Below are 18794 nucleotides of genomic sequence, written 5' to 3'. Positions count from 1 at the left end.
AAATTAGCTTTTGTTACATTTCAATAAAACTTACTTTTGTCAAAAGCTTTTTTTCTTGCAAAAACCCATATCCATTATTGCGCTTCAGTCCATTTCTCCACTAGGAAAATCACCAGAGGAAAGTTGGCAATCCTATCAAAATAATCAACATTATTTTTCTGAAGAAAAAGGGAATTTAGTTGCGCGCTTGGCAAAGGAATCTCAAGAAGAAATTAATAAGTTACGATTATCTGATAGTAAATATAAATCATTGGATGACAGTGTTCTTTTTGCCATTTATTGTTCTCGAAAAGCTGTTGAACAAGCGCATTGGAAAGCTTCAGATAATTTCGGGATTAATATAGGTTCTTCACGTGGAGCTACCACACTATTCGAAAATTATTATAAAGAGTTTCTAGATAAAGAGAAAACACAACCATTAAGTTCGCCAACAACTACATTGGGAAATATTTCATCGTGGGTTGCCCACGATTTGCAAACACAAGGTCCTGAAATTAGTCATTCTATTACCTGCTCAACAGCCTTGCACGCCATGCTTAATGGTGTTGCTTGGATAAACGCTGGTATGTGTGAAAAATTTTTAGTAGGTGGAAGTGAAGCTCCAATAACGCCTTTTACAATAGCACAAATGCAAGCCCTGAAAATTTATGCAAAAAAATCTACCGACTTTCCCTGTCTAGCATTAGATCCTCACAAAAAAAGAAATACCATGATTCTAGGTGAAGGCGCATCCATGGCTTGTTTAGAATCAGGAAACTCGCTGCATGCTTTAGCTAAAATAATTGGTATAGGTTATGCTACCGAAGTTTTAGAACATAACGCTTCATTATCTGCAGATGCTCTTTGTTTTCAACGTTCTATGTCAATGGCAATTGGTGATTTTTATCCAAATGATATTGATATTATAATTACTCATACACCAGGAACAATTAAAGGCGACAAAGCAGAAGTTAATGCTATACAAAAAATATTTTGTAACAAAATTCCTTCATTGACTACTAATAAGTGGAAGGTTGGACATACACTAGGCGCTTCAGGTATGTTGAGCATAGAAATGGCAATTCACATGTTAAATAAACAGCAATTCCTTTCTGTTCCTTTTATTGAAAGTACTATACCACAATCCATTAACAAAATACTAGTCAATGCTGTTGGATTTGGAGGCAATGCAGTAAGCATTTTACTTTCAAAATAAATATTGTATGACAATGATAAAGGTCATATATTTCATAAACTTTTAAAACTTCAACACGATGCTAGAATGGTTTTCAAATTTAGAATTCTTTCCTAAAATTTATTGGAGCATTGCTTTAGTAGGCTCTTTAATTTTAGTTATTACATTAATCTTAACGTTTATTGGTGGTGATGTTGATGACATAGGCGATGTTGACACAGATATTGAAAGCGATACTGGAATTGGCTTTCAGTTTATCACCTTTAAAAATCTTGTTGGGTTTTTTACAATCTTTGGATGGAGTGGTATTGCATGTATAGACGCAGGCTTAACTAAACCCATTACAATTATTATTTCAATTATATGTGGACTCATCATGATGACCATCATGGCTGCCATGTTTTATTATATGCGAAAACTTAATGATAGTGGCACTTTAGATTTTAACAACGCCAAGAATGCCGTTGGGGAAGTGTATTTAACCATTGGAGCCAACCGAAGTAAAATGGGCAAAGCCCATGTGCGAATTCAAGGTGCTTTGCGTGAGCTTGAAGCATTAACAGATTCTGAAATAGATTTAAAATCAGGAACCGTTATTAAGGTTAAAGATGTAACCGATAACGGAATATTAATCGTAGAACCATTAAATAAATAATACTTATGTTACTAATAACTCAAGAAGCCTTCGATTTGGGCTTGCCTATGGCACTCATTTTTGGTGTGCTGTTTATATTCATCTTTTTAATTGTATTAATCAGGCGTTACAAGCGTTGCCCTTCAGACCGTATTTTAGTTGTATATGGAAAAGTAGGTGGTGGTCAATCTGCTAAATGTATTCATGGTGGTGCAGCTTTTATTTTACCGGTTATTCAAGATTATGAATTTTTAGACTTAACGCCTATTTCTATAGAGGTTAACTTGATCAATGCCTTAAGTAAACAAAATATTCGTGTAAATGTACCATCACGATTTACAATTGGTGTTTCTACAGAGCCTGGTGTGATGCAAAATGCTGCCGAACGTTTGTTGGGACTTGCTTTACCAGATATTCAAGAGCTTGCCAAAGAAATTATTTTTGGTCAACTACGTTTAGTTGTTGCATCAATGGATATAGAAGAAATTAATAATGATCGTGACAAGTTCCTTACCAATATCTCGCAAAGTGTTGAAACCGAATTAAAAAAAGTAGGTTTAAAATTAATCAACGTAAATATTACCGATATTGTTGATGAATCCGGTTATATTGAGGCTTTGGGAAAAGAAGCTGCTGCGCATGCTATTAATGCGGCTCGTAAATCGGTTGCTGAAAAAAATAGAGATGGATCTATTGGTGAAGCTAATGCTGTACAAGATGAACGTACGCAGGTAGCTGCTGCTAATGCTCAAGCCGTTGAGGGTGAAAACACGGCAAAAATTGCAGTTGCGAATTCAGATTCTTTAAGACGTCAACGTGAAGCAGAAGCGGAACGTGTTGCAATAGCATCAGAAAAGGTTCAAAGTGCAAAAGCTTTAGAAGAGTCTTATGCTGCTGAAAAAGAGGCAGAAACAGCAAGAGCAGAACGTGAACGCTCATCCCAAATGGCTGATATTATCGTACCTGCAGAAATTGATAAGAAAAAAGTTGAAATAGATGCCGAAGCTGAAGCCGAGCAAATTAGACGTCGCGCTAAAGGTGAAGCAGATGCCATTCTCTTTAAAGCTCAAGCTGAAGCTCAAGGTATTTATGAGGTACTAACCAAGCAAGCAGCTGGTCTTGATCAAATTGTAAAGGCAGCTGGTAATAATTCTAAAGATGCTGTGTTACTTTTAATTGCGGATAAATTACCAGAGCTAGTCAAAATGCAATCTGAAGCTATTAAAAACATTAAGATTGATAAAGTGACTGTTTGGGAAAACGGGAATGGTAAAGATGGTAAATCGTCAACGGCCAATTTCTTATCAGGCATGTACAAATCGGTTCCACCATTACAAGAAATGTTTAATATGGCTGGTATGGAATTACCTGAATATTTAAAAGGCAAAAAGCCTGACGATTTAGAAAAGTCATCAACTGAAGATGTTGATAATTCCGAGGATAAATAATAGAACGAAAATTCCGCAGTAGCTGCGGAATTTTCTACTTTTACAACTTTAATATGACTATGAGTAATACAAGACACAATTGGACAAAAGAAGAAATTCTAGATATTTATAACAAACCCTTTATGGAACTGCTTTATGAAGCAGCGACTGTACATAGAAAATACCATGACCCAAATACAGTTCAAGTGTCCACATTGCTATCAATAAAAACAGGAGGTTGTCCTGAAGATTGTGGCTATTGCCCTCAAGCAGCGCGTTACCACACAGATGTTGAAGGTAACGACCTAATGTCTGTTCAACAGGTGAAAGCACAAGCGCTTCGCGCCAAAGCTTCAGGAAGCTCCCGTGTGTGTATGGGTGCCGCTTGGCGAAATGTGAAAGACGGTCAAGAATTTGATGATGTTTTAGAAATGGTGCGTACTATTAATAAACTAGACATGGAAGTTTGTTGTACATTAGGTATGCTTACAGAAAATCAGGCACATAGATTAGCCGAAGCAGGCTTATATGCTTATAATCATAATTTAGATTCTTCAGAAGAATATTATAAAGAAGTCATTTCAACACGTGGTTTTGAAGATCGCCTCCAAACCATTGATAATGTGAGAAAAACGAATGTAACCGTTTGCTCTGGTGGCATTATTGGAATGGGTGAAAAAACAGAAGATAGAGCAGGTATGCTTGTTGCTTTAGCAACTTTAAATCCGCAACCAGAGTCAGTGCCTATTAACGCCTTGGTCGCAGTAGATGGTACACCTCTTGAAGATCAAGAACCAGTTTCTATTTGGGATATGGTTCGTATGGTTGCTACCACACGCATTGTGATGCCTGAAACTCAAGTACGGTTAAGTGCTGGTAGAACACAAATGAGTCGTGAAGGCCAGGCTATGTGTTTCTTTGCTGGAGCCAATTCTATTTTTGCTGGTGATAAATTATTAACCACACCAAATCCAGACGTGAATGAAGATATGGAGATGTTTAAAATGCTTGGACTGAATCCGCAGAAGCCATTCATCAAAAAAATGCAGCCAAATACAGTTGAGGCTGAAGATTCAAAATTTCAAGATTTAGGTGAAAAACCTAAGTGGTCAAGACCAGAACATAAAATTGAAAGAAACGAAGAAGCAAAAGAAAAAGTCAAAACTTTGCGATAGTTTTTATTGAATGCTTAAGATATTAAGTATTTCTTTTCTATTTAATTAAATTTGACAATTAATACTATAACCACCTTGGCATTAAACCTTCAAGATATTCCTCGCGTAAAAACAATTTCCAAGGAGGATTTTATTAAGAATTATTACAAGCCACAAAAACCTGTAGTTATTGAGGAACTTACCTTCAATTGGCCGGCCTTTTCAAAATGGAGTTTAGACTATATGAATGGTGTTGCAGGTCATAAAACTGTTCCGTTATACGATGACAGACCTGTAGACTACAAGGAAGGTTTTAATGAAGCTCATGCCAAAATGAAGATGAGTGATTATATTGACTTACTTAAATCTAAACCAACTAAATATCGTATTTTCCTCTGGAACATACTAAAAGAAGTACCTGAACTTCAGCAAGACTATAGATTTCCTGAATTGGGATTAAAATTTATTAAAGGACTTCCTATGTTGTTTTTTGGAGGAAAAGACTCGCATACCTTCATGCATTACGATATTGATTTAGCAAATATCTTCCATTTTCATTTTCAAGGTGAAAAAGAAATTATCTTGTTTGACCAAAATCAGAATGATTTTTTATACAAAGTACCTCACGCACTGATTACCAGAGAGGATATTAATTTTTCAGATCCAGATTTAAAAAAATGGCCAGCTCTAAAACGTGCAAAAGGTTACAAAACTATTCTAAAACACGGCGAAACGCTTTATATGCCAGAAGGCTACTGGCATTATATGAAATATAAAACTCCTGGTTTTTCAATGAGTTTAAGATCCATTCCAAAAAATCCAAAAAATCTTGGTAGAGCAGTTTACAATGTTTTTTTTATGAGAAATTTTGACAATTTAATGCGCAGAATAAAAGGACAAAAGTGGATTGACTGGAAAAATGAACAAGCAATTTTAAGAACTAACAAATACATTTTATAGTATCTTTGTCACTTAAAAAATAAAACAAATGAAAAATTTATTATTTATAGTTTTAGTGCTTACCGTTTCTTTTGCAAATGCTCAAGCTTTTTCAGGAAAAGGTGATCAAAAATTACAAATTGGTGCCAATTTCCAAAACAATGCAACCGGACTCAACATGAGTTTTGACTATGGTTTAGGCGATAATATTTCAATTGGTGTTTCATCAACCTATGCACTTGGTATTTCAGGTGACTTAAAAGATGACGTTTATGTTGGAGGACAAAAAGTTGTCGAGAAAGCAGATTTTACTGATCGTTTTGATCTTAAAGCTAGGTTTAATGCAAACATTGGAAATGTTTTAAATATTGATGAAAATTTTGATTTATATCCTGGATTGAGTTTTAGTCTAAAGAATTTTGGGGGTCATGTTGGAGCGCGTTACTTCTTTACATCTGGCTTTGGCATATTTACTGAAGCGTTATTCCCAATTGCGAAATACAATACAGATTCCTTAACACCAGCTGAAAAAATAAATAATCAATTTGCTGTAAATGTAGGCGCTGTATTCAATCTTTAATCAGATCTATTTATTTGAGAATCATTTAAGATTTAATCTTGTATAGAGCAGTTTAACGAACTTTTTATTAGCAATTTTTAGACGAAACCTATATAAAAAATCTGTTTATAATTATTTTATTAATTGGTTGGTCGCTTCATAAATCAAATGGCTTTCCCAGCCGCGATATAGTAAATAATCAGCTAGTTTTTTACGTTTTTTCCAAACATTGGTTTCGGTGATTGTGTCCGCTTTTTTTTGAGCCAATTCTTGAAATGTGTTTAAATAATCTGAATCTGAAATATCCTTGAATGCTTCCTTGATATTGTAAGTGCTAATATCTCGTTTTTTTAGTTCCATTTCTATGCGCTTGCGTCCCCATTTTTTTACTCGAAACTTTCCAGAAGTAAACGCTTTAGCAAATCGGGTTTCGTTCAAAAAATCATGCTCCAACAGGTGAACAATTACCAAATCGATGGCTTCTGGAATCATACGCATTTTTATTAACTTTTCTCGTACCTCCTTATGGCAGCGCTCTTGATAAACACAATAGTTTTCAAGCGTTCGCTTAGCTTCCTCTACCGTATATGTTTTAACCTGATTCATGTGCACAATATAGTAACAATTTGTTAACAAGTAAGAAACTGTAAACCATTGTTTTATCCGTCTTTTACCGTATATTTGTAGGCTGCTTTTAAGCGTTAAAAATGAATTTTACATTATGATTAAGAAGTACTCACTAGTATTTTTAACTTTCTTATGTTTTGTAGCCTTTGCTTTTGGGCAGGTTACGGTAATTGATTTTGAAGTTGATGGTGCTGGTTATACCCCATCTGTTACAGATGGAACTGGGATTACGGATGTGTTTAATAGAACTAATTCCCAACTACCAAATGTAACAAATGAGGATGGTTATTATTGGGCCGTTGAGGATTTAGCGGTTACAGACCCTTCAATAAGTCTTGATCAAATTGATGTTTCTGGATCTACTTCATTTACTTTCTCAATTGACATGACGACACCTCATTATGACGATTGGGATGGTGGTGACCAAATGAGGGTTTATTACAGTTTAGATGGAGGCGCACAACAAAATTTGCTTTGGATTGAAAGCGTAGATACTTCTGGAGGTTTTAATGCTCCAGCAGCGATTGATACTGACTTTGATGGTCAAGGTGATTGTGGTATAAATACTACGTTGCCAAGTTTAGTGACAGGGACCTCTTCATCTTGTACAACCTCCTCTAGTAACTTTGCAACTTTCTCATCCTCTACAATCCCGCTTTCTGGAAATTCCACTTTAGATATAACAATAGAGTTTACAGCATTAACAAGTACAGATGAAGGGGTTTATTTTGACAACATTACTATTACAGAAGTTGGCGGTACTCCAACCTATTCTGTAACATATGATGGAAACGGTAGCACAGGAGGAAGTGTTCCTGTTGATGGAAATACATATAATTCTGGTGACACGGTTACAGTTTTAGGAAACACAGGTTCATTAACAAATATATGCAGCACATTTAATGGTTGGAATACGGCAGCTGATGGTTCAGGAACCAGCTATGTCGCTGGAAATACCTTTAGTATAAGCTTAAATACAACATTATATGCTCAATGGTTAGCAACTGGAAATACCGTGACTTTTAATAGTAATGGAGGATCAGGCACAATGCCAGATCAAATAAATTGTGCTCCTACTAATTTAGACACTAACTCGTTTACCTTCTCTGGTTTTACCTTTAACAGTTGGAATACGGCAGCTGATGGCAGTGGTACAACCTATGCTGATGGTTCTGTTTATAATTTTTCTTCTGACATTACATTATATGCCCAATGGGATGTTTTTGTTGGACCATGTGCTAGTGAATCTTTTGTTAATTCAGGAAATAGCAGTTCTTATGGCACTGAAACTTGGACTGGCGATGATGGTATTGATTGGACAGCAACCGATTCAAGAACTGATCAAGACCTTAATGGACAAGAAGCCGTGATGTTAAGAAATGGATCTCTTACGAATGTTACTTCTTTCCCAAACGGATGTGGTGTTATAACGTTTGATTATGCTAGAATTTATACAGGTAATTCCACTTTACAAGTGTGGATAAATGGCATCCAATATGGTGGCGATATTACTGTTAGCAACACCAGTTCATCCACCTTTAGTACAACTGTGAACGTTTCTGGTTTTATAGATGTAGAATTAAGAAATAGTGGCAACAGGACACTCATTAATAATTTAAGTTGGACCTGTTTTTCTTGTAGTTCTCCTAGTGATACTGCATCATTTACAGCAACAAGTGGCTGTACTGGAATAGATTTGAGTTGGGATTTGCCTGCCTGTGCCGATGAAGTTTTAATTGTTGCTAGGCAAACAAATGCCGTAACAGCTTCACCAACTGGAGATGGAACTGCCTACACCGCAGACACACAATTTGGTAATGGTACAGCCATTCTAGCTGGTCAATTCGCTGTTTACAAAGGTACGGGTATTTCTGCAACTATTACTGGCTTATCTAATGGTAACACGTATCATTTTACTATTTTTTCAAGAGTTGGCACTATGTGGAGTACTGGTATTTCTGATTTTGAAACTGCCAATCTGAATGTTGATAATGTAGCCTCTTTTAGTAGTTATAACAGTTGTGGCGATATTGCCCTGACATGGTCACTTCCTGTCTGTTATGATGAGGTTTTAGTAGTGGCTAGGGCCAATAATCCTGTTGCAGCAGGAACGCCAACTGGAGACGGGACTTCCTATACATCAGATCCTAATTTTGCTGGAACTGGCTCTAACCTTTTATCAGGAAAGGTCGTTTTTAAAGGTACAACCCCTCCAGAAACCATAACTGGTCTTACTAATGGTGTTACCTACCATTTTAAAATTTTTACACGGATTGGAACTTCTTGGAGTTCAGGTATAACCTCTTCAGCTACTGCTGTTAGTTCAGGAGGTTCTGGTCCAACAACATTCATCCCTGGTGATTTAGTTTTTGTAGGGTTTGATAGTTACGCTGGTCCATCTACCAACAGAGGAATAGATAGATTTTCCATTTTGAATATGGTCGATATTGGTGTTGGAACTGAATTCACAATGGCTAATTTATTATACGAATACAACGCTCCTGCTGGTATAAGTACTGGAAGATGGTATGATTGTAATGATGATTTTGATGAAGCTGGAGAACCTCCTTATGCTACTTTGCAGTATAACGGTTGTTCCGATATTCCAAAAGGTTCCATTATTTGCCTTGAAACTAATAGTTTTCCTGCCTATATTTCTTCAATCACGGTAAACGGTGTTGATGCTACAAGTGATTTTACTGTACTTGATAATCCATCACACGATAATGATAACCTTGCTGGAAATATTAGCACCTCTAGTCCAGATGCTATTTGGTTAATGCAAGGTACTTTCACTGATGTAAATTCTGAACCTGATGGCCCAGATACAGCAGATTCAGATCCAGATAATTTTAGAACATTTAATGGCGTTGTTTTAGGTGGTTTACAAACCAAAGGAAATTTTCAGCCGTTTTCAGTTGCTGGAAATGCTGGAGGGACTAGAGTATCTAGAATACATCCAGATATTGAATGTGTGTATTTAGAAACTGGTACTACATCAAATGACAGATTTTATGGATATCATAACAACATGACTTCAGGAACACATTATGCATTATTAGCTGATATTACTGATGTATCTGGTAATTGGGTATTACAAAGCGCTAGTTCTGGACAAGAAGGTGATGATATTTCATTCTTATGTAACAGTTCTTATACAATAACTGGATCTGCAAATATAGCCGGTCATTGGATAGGTGGCGTGAGTACTGATTGGTTTGATTGTAAAAACTGGGAAAATTTTTCAGTTCCTAAACGAGATACCAATGTAATTATCGATAATGCCTCAACAACATATTGTGATATTGATCATACCTCGCCTAATGCTGCTAAATATGGCTATGTAGCCGATTGTCAAGATTTAACCATTAGTGATGAAAAACTGAACATTGATTCAGATTTAGATATATTGTATGTTAGGAATGTTACTATTCAAGGAACTGGTTCATTGGATATGAATCATGATGGTGTTGGAACGCCTGGAAGTATTATTTACCTGTATGAAGATTGGACTAATAATATAGATGTCAACGCTTTTGATGAAGGTAATGGTCGTGTAGTATTTGCCGGAGATCCTTTGGATGGACCTCAAGTAATTAATAATAATGTACCTACCAATACCGAAGAATTTTACAATGTTACACTAGACAATAATTTCGATACAAGTACGTCAAACAATCTTCATGCTAATGGAAGCTTAATTGTAGATCCAACTAATACTGTTACAGTATCTGATGGACGTTACATTTATGTAAACAACGACTTTACAAATAATGGTGTGTTTAATATAAACAACAACGGTTCTCTGGTTCAAGGAAGTGACACTGGTATTAATACTGGTAATATTAGCGTGGAAAGATCAGCTTCAGTTGATGCTCAAGACTATGTGTATTGGTCCTCGCCAATCACTAATATGAATGTTAATAATGTTTCACCGAGTTCGCCAACAAACCGTATTTATAAATGGAATCCTACGTTTGCCAATACCAATGGTACTTTTGGCAATTGGGTTTCGGCTGCTGGAGAAACTATGCAAGAAGGTGTAGGCTACATCATTAGAGTACCTAATGGACAAACAGCACCACCTATGCCTGGTGATTTAAATTTCACAGCTAACTTTAATAATGGCATTCCTCATAATGGACCTGTCCCAACTCTTCAAGTCACAAGAGGAGCTATTGCTGGTAACGACGACCAGTGGAATTTAATAGGAAATCCTTATCCTTCGGCTATTGACGCTTATACATTTTTAGATCAAAACAGTAGTGTTCTCGACGGATTTGTTAATCTCTGGACTCATGGCAATCCGCCTACTGGAACTACTGATCCTTTTTATTATGATTTTGGGTCTAATTATTATGAAAGTGATTATTTAACCTATAATGGTATGGGAATGTCTAGTGGACCTGGAGATTTATATATAGCTTCTGGTCAAAGTTTTATGGTTAACATGCTAGAAACTGCCCCATCTCCAAGCAATATTGTGTTTAGTAATACCATGAGAGGTGTTAATCATGATAATTCTCAATTTTATAGATTAAATAATTCTCAAAAAAATAGTAATTATAGAAATGCTGAAAAGCATAGAATTTGGTTAGATCTTATTTCTGAAAACCAACCTGCAAATCGTATTTTAGTTGGTTATGCGCAAGGAGCAACACAGGATCGAGATAGAATGTTTGATGCTATTTCTGATAACCTGAATTTTTATTCTTTGATTGAAAACAAGGCTTTTGTAATTCAAGGGCGAGGTCTTCCTTTTAATGAATCTGACATAATTCCTTTAGGTTTTAAAAGTATTTCACAAGGGAATTATATAATTGCAATTGCTGATTTAGATGGTATGTTTGACCAAAACAATCAAACAATTTATTTGAAAGATCATTTATTAGGAATTACTCACAATTTGAGAACTAATCCTTATAGTTTTGTAACCGAAGAAGGCGTCTTTGATAATCGATTTGAAATCGTATTTAGAGCTAGTGCCTTATCTATAGACGATTTAAATTTTGATTCAAACAACATTAGCATCATTGAACTTGATAACGACTATGTGAAGTTTAAGGTTCATTCCAACAATTTATCAATTAAGAATATTAAAATTATTGATTTAACAGGTAGAGTAGTTTATAACTTGAATGGTCAAAATAATAGTGAAACATTTAATTTATCAAATTTAGGAAGTTCGACTTATGTAGCTAAAATAACTCTTTCAAATAATCACGTTTTTCATAAAAAAGCCATAAAAAAATAAGTTGTTAAAAACTAATTAGTTCAAAGCCTTAATCCTTATTAAGGCTTTTTTTATAAGGTATAATTCAATGACAAGATAAAATTTCTGCCTGGAGATGCGATACCAGATGAATAGGTTTTGTATCGTTGATCTGTAATGTTTTCTAAACCTAAAACAACACGCAAATCACTATTAAACTGATATTGCGTTCTTAAGTTTAAAGTGTACCAAGATGGCGCATAAGGGTTTCCATCGTCATCTTTTGCATACAAATAGTCTTTTTCCTTTTCAGAAGGTGCCAACTGATTATAGGACAATTCACCATTGTAATTAATAAATCCATCAATCATAAATCTGTTTTTATTAAATATAAGATGTGTATTCCCGAAATTCGGGGCTACATGTCTTACTGGCACTTCAATACCATGGTCTTCCTCTGAACCTCCAATAACGTTATATTGAGATGTTAGTTTTAAGTTATTGGAGGCATTTATTTTAAGCCCAAATTCAAAGCCGTAAATCCATGCTTTAGAAGCGTTTTGAATAGCTTGTACATTACTCAATTCTCCATCGTAAATAATTTCTGATTCGCCATTAATGGTATAATCTCTTCGAACCAAAGCGTTGTCCAAAAATGTGTAATATGTGCCTAAATCTATAATAACAACATTTTCAAAATTCAACATTAATCCCAATTCTCCGCCGTAGGCATACTCGGGCTTTAAATTATCATTTGGTACTACAACGGAACCTGGTTCAGAATCAAATACTTTTCCAATGTCATCAATATTCGGTGCCCTAAACGCCGTTGAAGCATTTAACTTCCATTGTATTGTTTTATTTGGTAACCAACTAATTCCTGCTGTCCCAGTTAAAGCTCCAGAATTAATTTTGGTTGAATCAAATGGCAAGTTTAAATACTGATTGTTTTCAGTGAAATCTGCTTTTGCAAAGACCTGATTATACCTTAAGCCTGATTGAAAAATAAATTTTGAAGTAGGTTTGTATTTTAGACTTGTGTAAACAGCTGCCGATTGCCATGTAGAACCATCTGGATATCTTGAAACCGTTGGACTAACTAAATTATTATTGACGTTCTTTTCTTGCCCGCTTGAATTAACTAAATTATAAACATATTCAAATCCATAAAACAATTCCGTTTTAGGGCTTATCTGTTTTTCTAAATCCATATTAAAAGATACGGCATTAACCGCTTCTTCCCTAATATTTTCTATTTCAGATTGAAAATCACGATCATGTCTACTTTCTTTAAAGTTTTGAAAAGCAACAGTAGTTTGTACCTTATCATATAAATTGGAACGACTTCTTAATTTGGTGTATTGAAAATTAGCCATTAACCATTGTTGCGGTCCATAATACCATTCAGCCGAACGTAAATTATCATCTTGATAACGCAATAACCTATCATATCTTGAATAATCTGATGTATGAGAAAAGTATAATCCCAAATCAAGGCTTAAATCTTCTTTGGGTTCATACCTTACTTTTTGCATTAAATTATATTGATTAAATCCTGTTGGCACCTGAACCAAAGGGTTTTCATTAGCTACAATTGTATCAATCCCATCAATAATTTCAACGTATTCAGGTCTTAAATATTCATCTGGCCCATTGCTTCCCATCCTTAAATCATCATAATCGCTGTAACTAATACTAGTTAAAAAAGCCCATTTTTTCAAACCAAAATTCAAATCCACATGTCCTGTTTTTTCAAAATTTGCTGAAGCATACCTAACTGATGTATTTGCTTTAAAATACAAATCATCCTTATATGAAAGTTGAGGTTTTTTAGTATAGAAGCTCATAACGCCTCCTATAGCATCACTTCCGTAAACCACTGATCCAGCACCAAGTGTAATTTCAGTGTTTTGAACTGTAAATGGATCAATAGATATGACATTTTGAAGGTTACCAGATCTAAAAATAGCATTGTTCATCCTTACACCATCAACAGTAATCAAAAGTCTATTGGTTGAAAATCCACGAATCATCGGACTACCACCTCCAAGCTGACTTTTTTGTATAAAAACATTTCCAGTATTCTCTAACAAATCTGCACTTGTCTGTGGATTGGAAAATTGAATATCTTTTGAAGTAAAGTTTATGATTTTTTGTGGTATGTCCCTAGAGTTTTGCTCAAATTTTGATGCTGAAATAACAATTTCATCCAAATCAACTCGACTTGTTAGATACACTATATTATTCGCCCTAACAACTTCAGATTTCAAAATTTTAACCTGAATGTAGGAGCTGTTTTTAAACGTAAGCATTTCATCATTTTCAAATATGTCTAGTGACGCTTCACCATCTATATTTGTTTGAGTTGTCTCATGTTCGCCAACTATGATTACTCCTGCTAAAGGTATATTGGTGTCATTTTCAATGACCTGAACCGTTTGGGAAAAAGCCTGAAAAGAATAAATGGTACTTAAAAATAGAAACAGAAACTTTAATTTCATATTTAAGAATCTCATTGGTTTTTTAGTTGAATACTTGGTTGAAAACGTCCAAGGATTTTGGTTTTTTAAAATATCCTAAATGCAACTCAAAATATACTAACAACATGTTTAAAAAATCGCGTCTTTGTGCTCCATTTAAATGTAACTGATTTAAGGCATCAAATTTCATGCCCAAGAGCTTATTTAAAATAATATTGTTTTGGTCTGAAATAGTATATTTATCAATAACATCTTTTTCAAAAGCACCTATTTGTAAATTAAAAATTGCCTTGGGATTGGTTGTGATTTCTGGATAAAAACCAAGGTATTTAGTAAGCTTCAATAAAAATAATAAATGAAAATTAGAAAAGACTTCCTCCGCATCTAACCATTGCAATGCTGACTCTATGTAATCAAACAACATGGCATTCTTTTCTTCTTCTTTTAGTACTCCGTTTAGGACTTCGGCAATAAATAATGCCATAGCACTCTTTAAAATATTAGTATGAAGTGTTTTGTATATAAAACTTGACTTCACTTCATTAATATATTGCAGAGATTGATTTTGTTTGTAATTCTCTTCTATAAATAATTGAGACAATGGTTGATAATAGGCAATTGTTTGGTTCTTTTTACTCTTAAACGCATTTCGAATCAAATAACTTGAAACACCTCGTTCTTGGGTGTAACATTTTACGATTAAATCATTATCACGATACCTAATTTTAGATAATACAATGACTTTACTTTTGGTTAACATTATCTAACGACCATTACCTTTAATACTTTCGTTTCAAACGTGTCTAAATCAGATAGCATGATTAAATAAACCCCTGAAGAAACCACATTGTTCATTAGGTTTTTTCCATTCCAAAAAGCAACACCTCCATCAATTTCCAAATTATAACCTTTAAATCTTAAATTTGTTCTAGATTGTGCCTCAGCCACCAAATTCCCTTCAATATCTGTTATCTTGATATTCACATTTTCAGATATTCCTTTTATTTTTACTTTTTTGTCTGTTATGTCAAATGTTGGTCGTACTGGGTTTGGATAAACAAATGCGTTTTCTAAACTTTCTTGGGTTTCAGATCCCCCAGCTTTAAAGGAGACCAAACCTCTATCAGTTGCAATATAGATAATACCATTTGACCCATCAATTGAGGTATCAATTACATTGTTTGAAGGTAAAGGAGAATTGTCTTTAGTAAAATGATACAACGTTTGTTGTCCATCAGATGAAAAATAAAATAATCCAGATCCAATTGTGCCAATCCATTTATTATTTGACCCATCTACCTCAATATCAGAAATAGGTTGTTGGAACAACAACTCTTTTGGCACGCCATCCTCTAAAATAATTATTTCTTGAGCTTGTATATTGTCATCAGTAAAAAAATTAGATGTATTGTAAAGCACCCTCAATCCGTTTGTTGTACCAATCCATAATTGATTTCTCTTATCTAGCGCTAAGCCAGTTACTAATGTTGTTGGCATATTTGCATTTTCATCATTGATACTCTTTAAAGAAACTCCTCCATTATTTTCGTTAAAGCCTATAAGACCAAAATTATAACCACCTATCCATTTAGTTCCATTATCATCAACAACAAGCTCTCCATAACCCCATTCACCTTCAAAAGGATCTTGTATTAAGCTTAAAAAATCGAATCGTTGCCATTGATCAGTTGACGGATCGTAAGACTTAAGCGGTTTACCAACTCTACCTGTCATTGTCCATAAAACACCATTTCTATCAAAAGCTGATGCACATTGTCTTATTAGTGGGTATTGAGAATCTCCGGGTTCATTTTCTGGCTCTAAACCACTATTAGAATTGTCATATAATATTGTGGGTGAATCTTCATTAATTTCTAATAAACCATCAACAAATGAACTAATAAATACTTGTGAATTATTAAATGGGTTAATAGCCGTTTTGTTTAAATTTCTCGCACCAAACAAGCTGTCAAAGGGAATATTGACCCAAGATTCTCCATTTAAATGACTGACACCTCTACTAGCTCCAGGAAACCAATTAAATGATATGTTATATTCTCCATAAGTTACCCACAAATTATTAGAGACGGCATCAACGCTAAAGGCACTATTTAACAATGGACCATCTGGATGTATTTCTTCAAATTCAAAAGAATTGAATAATTCTGTCTTAAGAACTCCAAAGCCTTCTGTTCCAATGAAAAGATGACTTCCAATAATTGTCGCTGAAGTGTATTCTGTGTCAAATGGGTCTGAAACATCAACTTGTGACAATAAATTAAAGTCAACATCATAAATAAAAACAGCGTTTATTGTAGTAACCAATAAATAATTATCAACAACTCTTAAATCAATTGGCCTATCATCATATCTTGTTAATAATGTGAACGTATCATTTATTCCTTCAAAAAAACTTCTATCTCCTCGAGTTATAAATATTTTGTTTTCTAGTGATTCTATGGAAAAATAAAAACCTCCTCTTACATTTTCCCAAACTTGGTAATCAATTAGGTTGCCACTAGTTCGTGGCGCTTTCTTTATGCCATTGTTGTTTAGACAAGAAGCATAAATAAAATCATTGTAAATAGCCGTTTGAGTAACTGCTATTTGAGCACCACCATTACCCATAAAGTAAGTGTCTCCAAATTCTAATCGAGTTAGATCATAAACCGAAATACCATAATCTGTAGCGATATAAATAAGACCTTCATACTCATTGAAATGATTGATGTTTTTATCATTTGGTGGTATTGTTGGTTTGTCTAATATATCAACAATAGTTAATACGTTATCATCATTGTCAAAAACAATTTCCATCAAGCCATTTTCATAACCTATAACTAATAGTTGATAGGCTTCACTGTAATGTATTTGCGATATGGTTTCTCCGGATAGTCCATTGATTGTAGATAGCGTTGTGGTTTCCTGGGTTTGAGTATCATACACAAAAACAGCATTTTCTGCTGCTGCATATAATTTATTGTTTCCACTTGACACATCTTTAATATTTAAATACGAAAAATGTCCTTGCCATTCACTTGAAAAATCTTGTGAAAATCCTGTAATTGGAATTATCAAAATTATTAAAATTACTACCCTTTTAATCATACTCATATACATCTACTTTCAAATATATCTAATACTAACGAGTTTAGTAAAGATTTCATATCTAAAAACAAAAAAGCCTTCTAAAATTTAGAAAGCTTTCTAGTATTATTCAAAATCAATAATTAAACAACTCCTTGTGCCAACATAGCATCAGCAACTTTTACAAAGCCAGCAACATTTGCCCCTTTTACATAGTCAACATAACCGTCATCTTGTTTTCCATAAGTTACACAAGATTCATGTATATCATTCATGATTTGATTCAATTTAGTATCAACCTCTTCGCGTGTCCAGTTTAAACGAAGTGAATTTTGACTCATTTCAAGTCCTGATGTAGCAACGCCTCCAGCATTTGATGCCTTTCCAGGAGAAAATAAAACTTTAGCCTTTTGGAAAGCTTCAATAGCATCTGGAGTAGTTGGCATATTAGCACCTTCTGCAACTGCTACAACATTATTATTGATTAACATTTTTGCTTCATCTCCATTTAATTCATTTTGAGTTGCACATGGTAAGGCAATATCACAATTAACAGACCATGGTCTCTCATTGGCATGGAATGTAGCCGTTGCATATTTATCAACATACTCGCTAATTCTTCCTCTTTTTACATTTTTAAGCTCCATAATAAAAGCTAACTTATCTGCATCAATTCCGTCAGTGTCATGAATGTATCCTGAAGAATCAGACATAGTAACAACTTTACCTCCTAATTGAGTAGCTTTTTCACATGCATATTGTGCAACGTTACCAGAACCTGAAATAACCACTGTTTTTCCTTCAAATGAATCACCTTTTGTAGCCAACATATTTTTAGCAAAATACACACAACCATAACCAGTAGCTTCTGGTCTTATTAAAGATCCACCGTAAGACATTCCTTTACCTGTTAAAACACCAGTAAATTCATTTCGGAGTCTTTTATATTGACCAAACATGTAACCAATTTCTCTAGCTCCTACACCAATATCACCAGCAGGAACATCAGTATTAGCTCCAATATGTCTGAACAATTCTGACATGAATGATTGACAAAAACGCATGACTTCATTATCACTCTTGCCTTTTGGATCAAAGTCACTTCCACCTTTTCCGCCTCCCATTGGTAAGGTTGTTAATGAGTTTTTAAATACTTGTTCAAAGCCTAAAAATTTTAAAATACTTAAGTTCACTGATGGGTGAAAACGCAAACCACCTTTATAAGGACCTATAGCCGAATTAAATTCCACTCTATACCCTCTATTAACTTGAGTTTTACCGTTATCATCAACCCAGGGAACTCTAAAAATTATAGTACGTTCTGGCTCTATCATTCTCTCAAGCAACATCTTATCTTGATATTTGGGGTTTGCCTCAATAAACGGAATTACCGTTTCAGCAACTTCGTGAACAGCTTGTAAAAATTCTGGTTCGTGACCATTTATTTTTTTTACAGTATCTAAAAAAGCATTGATTTTGTCCTTCATTTCTTCAGTTTTTA

The 18794-nt window shown here is 34.4% G+C and carries 12 protein-coding genes; 7 read left to right on the top strand and 5 right to left on the bottom strand.

Annotated features, from left to right (window positions below):
• The first annotated feature begins 55 nt into the window (after nt 1-55).
• From HGK31_RS03920 to HGK31_RS03895, 6 genes are all read left to right on the top strand, one after another.
• Entirely contained in the window at nt 56-1195 is a 1140-nt protein-coding gene (locus HGK31_RS03920) for a beta-ketoacyl synthase N-terminal-like domain-containing protein (RefSeq protein WP_191858565.1), read from the top strand.
• Nucleotides 1196-1253: 58 nt separating this feature from the next.
• Nucleotides 1254-1829, top strand: coding sequence for a hypothetical protein (locus tag HGK31_RS03915; protein WP_191858564.1), 576 nt, complete (start codon nt 1254-1256; stop codon nt 1827-1829).
• A 5-nt stretch (nt 1830-1834) separates the two neighbouring features.
• Nucleotides 1835-3256 carry a flotillin family protein gene (locus tag HGK31_RS03910; protein ID WP_230401605.1) on the top strand — a complete coding sequence of 474 codons (1422 nt, stop codon included), beginning with the start codon at nt 1835-1837 and terminating at the stop codon, nt 3254-3256.
• Nucleotides 3257-3315: 59 nt separating this feature from the next.
• Nucleotides 3316-4410, top strand: a complete 1095-nt coding sequence (gene bioB / locus HGK31_RS03905) for a biotin synthase BioB (RefSeq protein WP_191858563.1) — start codon at nt 3316-3318, stop codon at nt 4408-4410.
• Nucleotides 4411-4485: 75 nt separating this feature from the next.
• Nucleotides 4486-5349, top strand: a complete 864-nt coding sequence (locus tag HGK31_RS03900; protein ID WP_191858904.1) for a cupin-like domain-containing protein — start codon at nt 4486-4488, stop codon at nt 5347-5349.
• 28 nt (nt 5350-5377) lie between these two features.
• Nucleotides 5378-5908, top strand: a complete 531-nt coding sequence (locus tag HGK31_RS03895) for a DUF6646 family protein (protein ID WP_191858562.1) — start codon at nt 5378-5380, stop codon at nt 5906-5908.
• A 111-nt stretch (nt 5909-6019) separates the two neighbouring features.
• Here the strand turns inward: HGK31_RS03895 and HGK31_RS03890 are convergent, their stop codons facing one another.
• Nucleotides 6020-6493 (bottom strand): regulatory protein RecX, encoded by a 474-nt coding sequence (locus HGK31_RS03890; protein WP_191858561.1) that lies wholly within the window; start codon nt 6491-6493, stop codon nt 6020-6022.
• A 115-nt stretch (nt 6494-6608) separates the two neighbouring features.
• On the opposite strand from HGK31_RS03890, the gene HGK31_RS03885 reads away from it, so the two are divergent.
• Nucleotides 6609-11768: an InlB B-repeat-containing protein gene (locus tag HGK31_RS03885; RefSeq protein ID WP_191858560.1), complete on the top strand. Its 5160-nt coding sequence runs from the start codon at nt 6609-6611 to the stop codon at nt 11766-11768.
• Nucleotides 11769-11818: 50 nt separating this feature from the next.
• On the opposite strand, the gene HGK31_RS03880 is transcribed toward HGK31_RS03885, so the two are convergent.
• From HGK31_RS03880 to gdhA, 4 genes are all read right to left on the bottom strand, one after another.
• Nucleotides 11819-14227 carry a TonB-dependent receptor plug domain-containing protein gene (locus tag HGK31_RS03880; RefSeq protein ID WP_191858559.1) on the bottom strand — a complete coding sequence of 803 codons (2409 nt, stop codon included), beginning with the start codon at nt 14225-14227 and terminating at the stop codon, nt 11819-11821.
• 22 nt (nt 14228-14249) lie between these two features.
• Nucleotides 14250-14966: a DNA repair protein RecO gene (gene recO, locus HGK31_RS03875; protein ID WP_191858558.1), complete on the bottom strand. Its 717-nt coding sequence runs from the start codon at nt 14964-14966 to the stop codon at nt 14250-14252.
• Nucleotides 14966-17320: a type IX secretion system anionic LPS delivery protein PorZ gene (gene porZ, locus HGK31_RS03870; protein ID WP_191858557.1), complete on the bottom strand. Its 2355-nt coding sequence runs from the start codon at nt 17318-17320 to the stop codon at nt 14966-14968. Before porZ ends, recO begins: the two co-directional genes overlap by 1 nt.
• A 116-nt stretch (nt 17321-17436) precedes the next feature.
• Nucleotides 17437-18780, bottom strand: a complete 1344-nt coding sequence (gene gdhA, locus HGK31_RS03865; protein ID WP_191858556.1) for an NADP-specific glutamate dehydrogenase — start codon at nt 18778-18780, stop codon at nt 17437-17439.
• Nucleotides 18781-18794: the final 14 nt, after the last annotated feature.

It is taken from the genome of Hanstruepera ponticola, assembly GCF_012931685.1.
Lineage (GTDB): Bacteria > Bacteroidota > Bacteroidia > Flavobacteriales > Flavobacteriaceae > Hanstruepera > Hanstruepera ponticola.
Note: the sequence above shows the minus strand (reverse complement) of the source record. Positions and strands in the feature narration are given on the sequence as shown.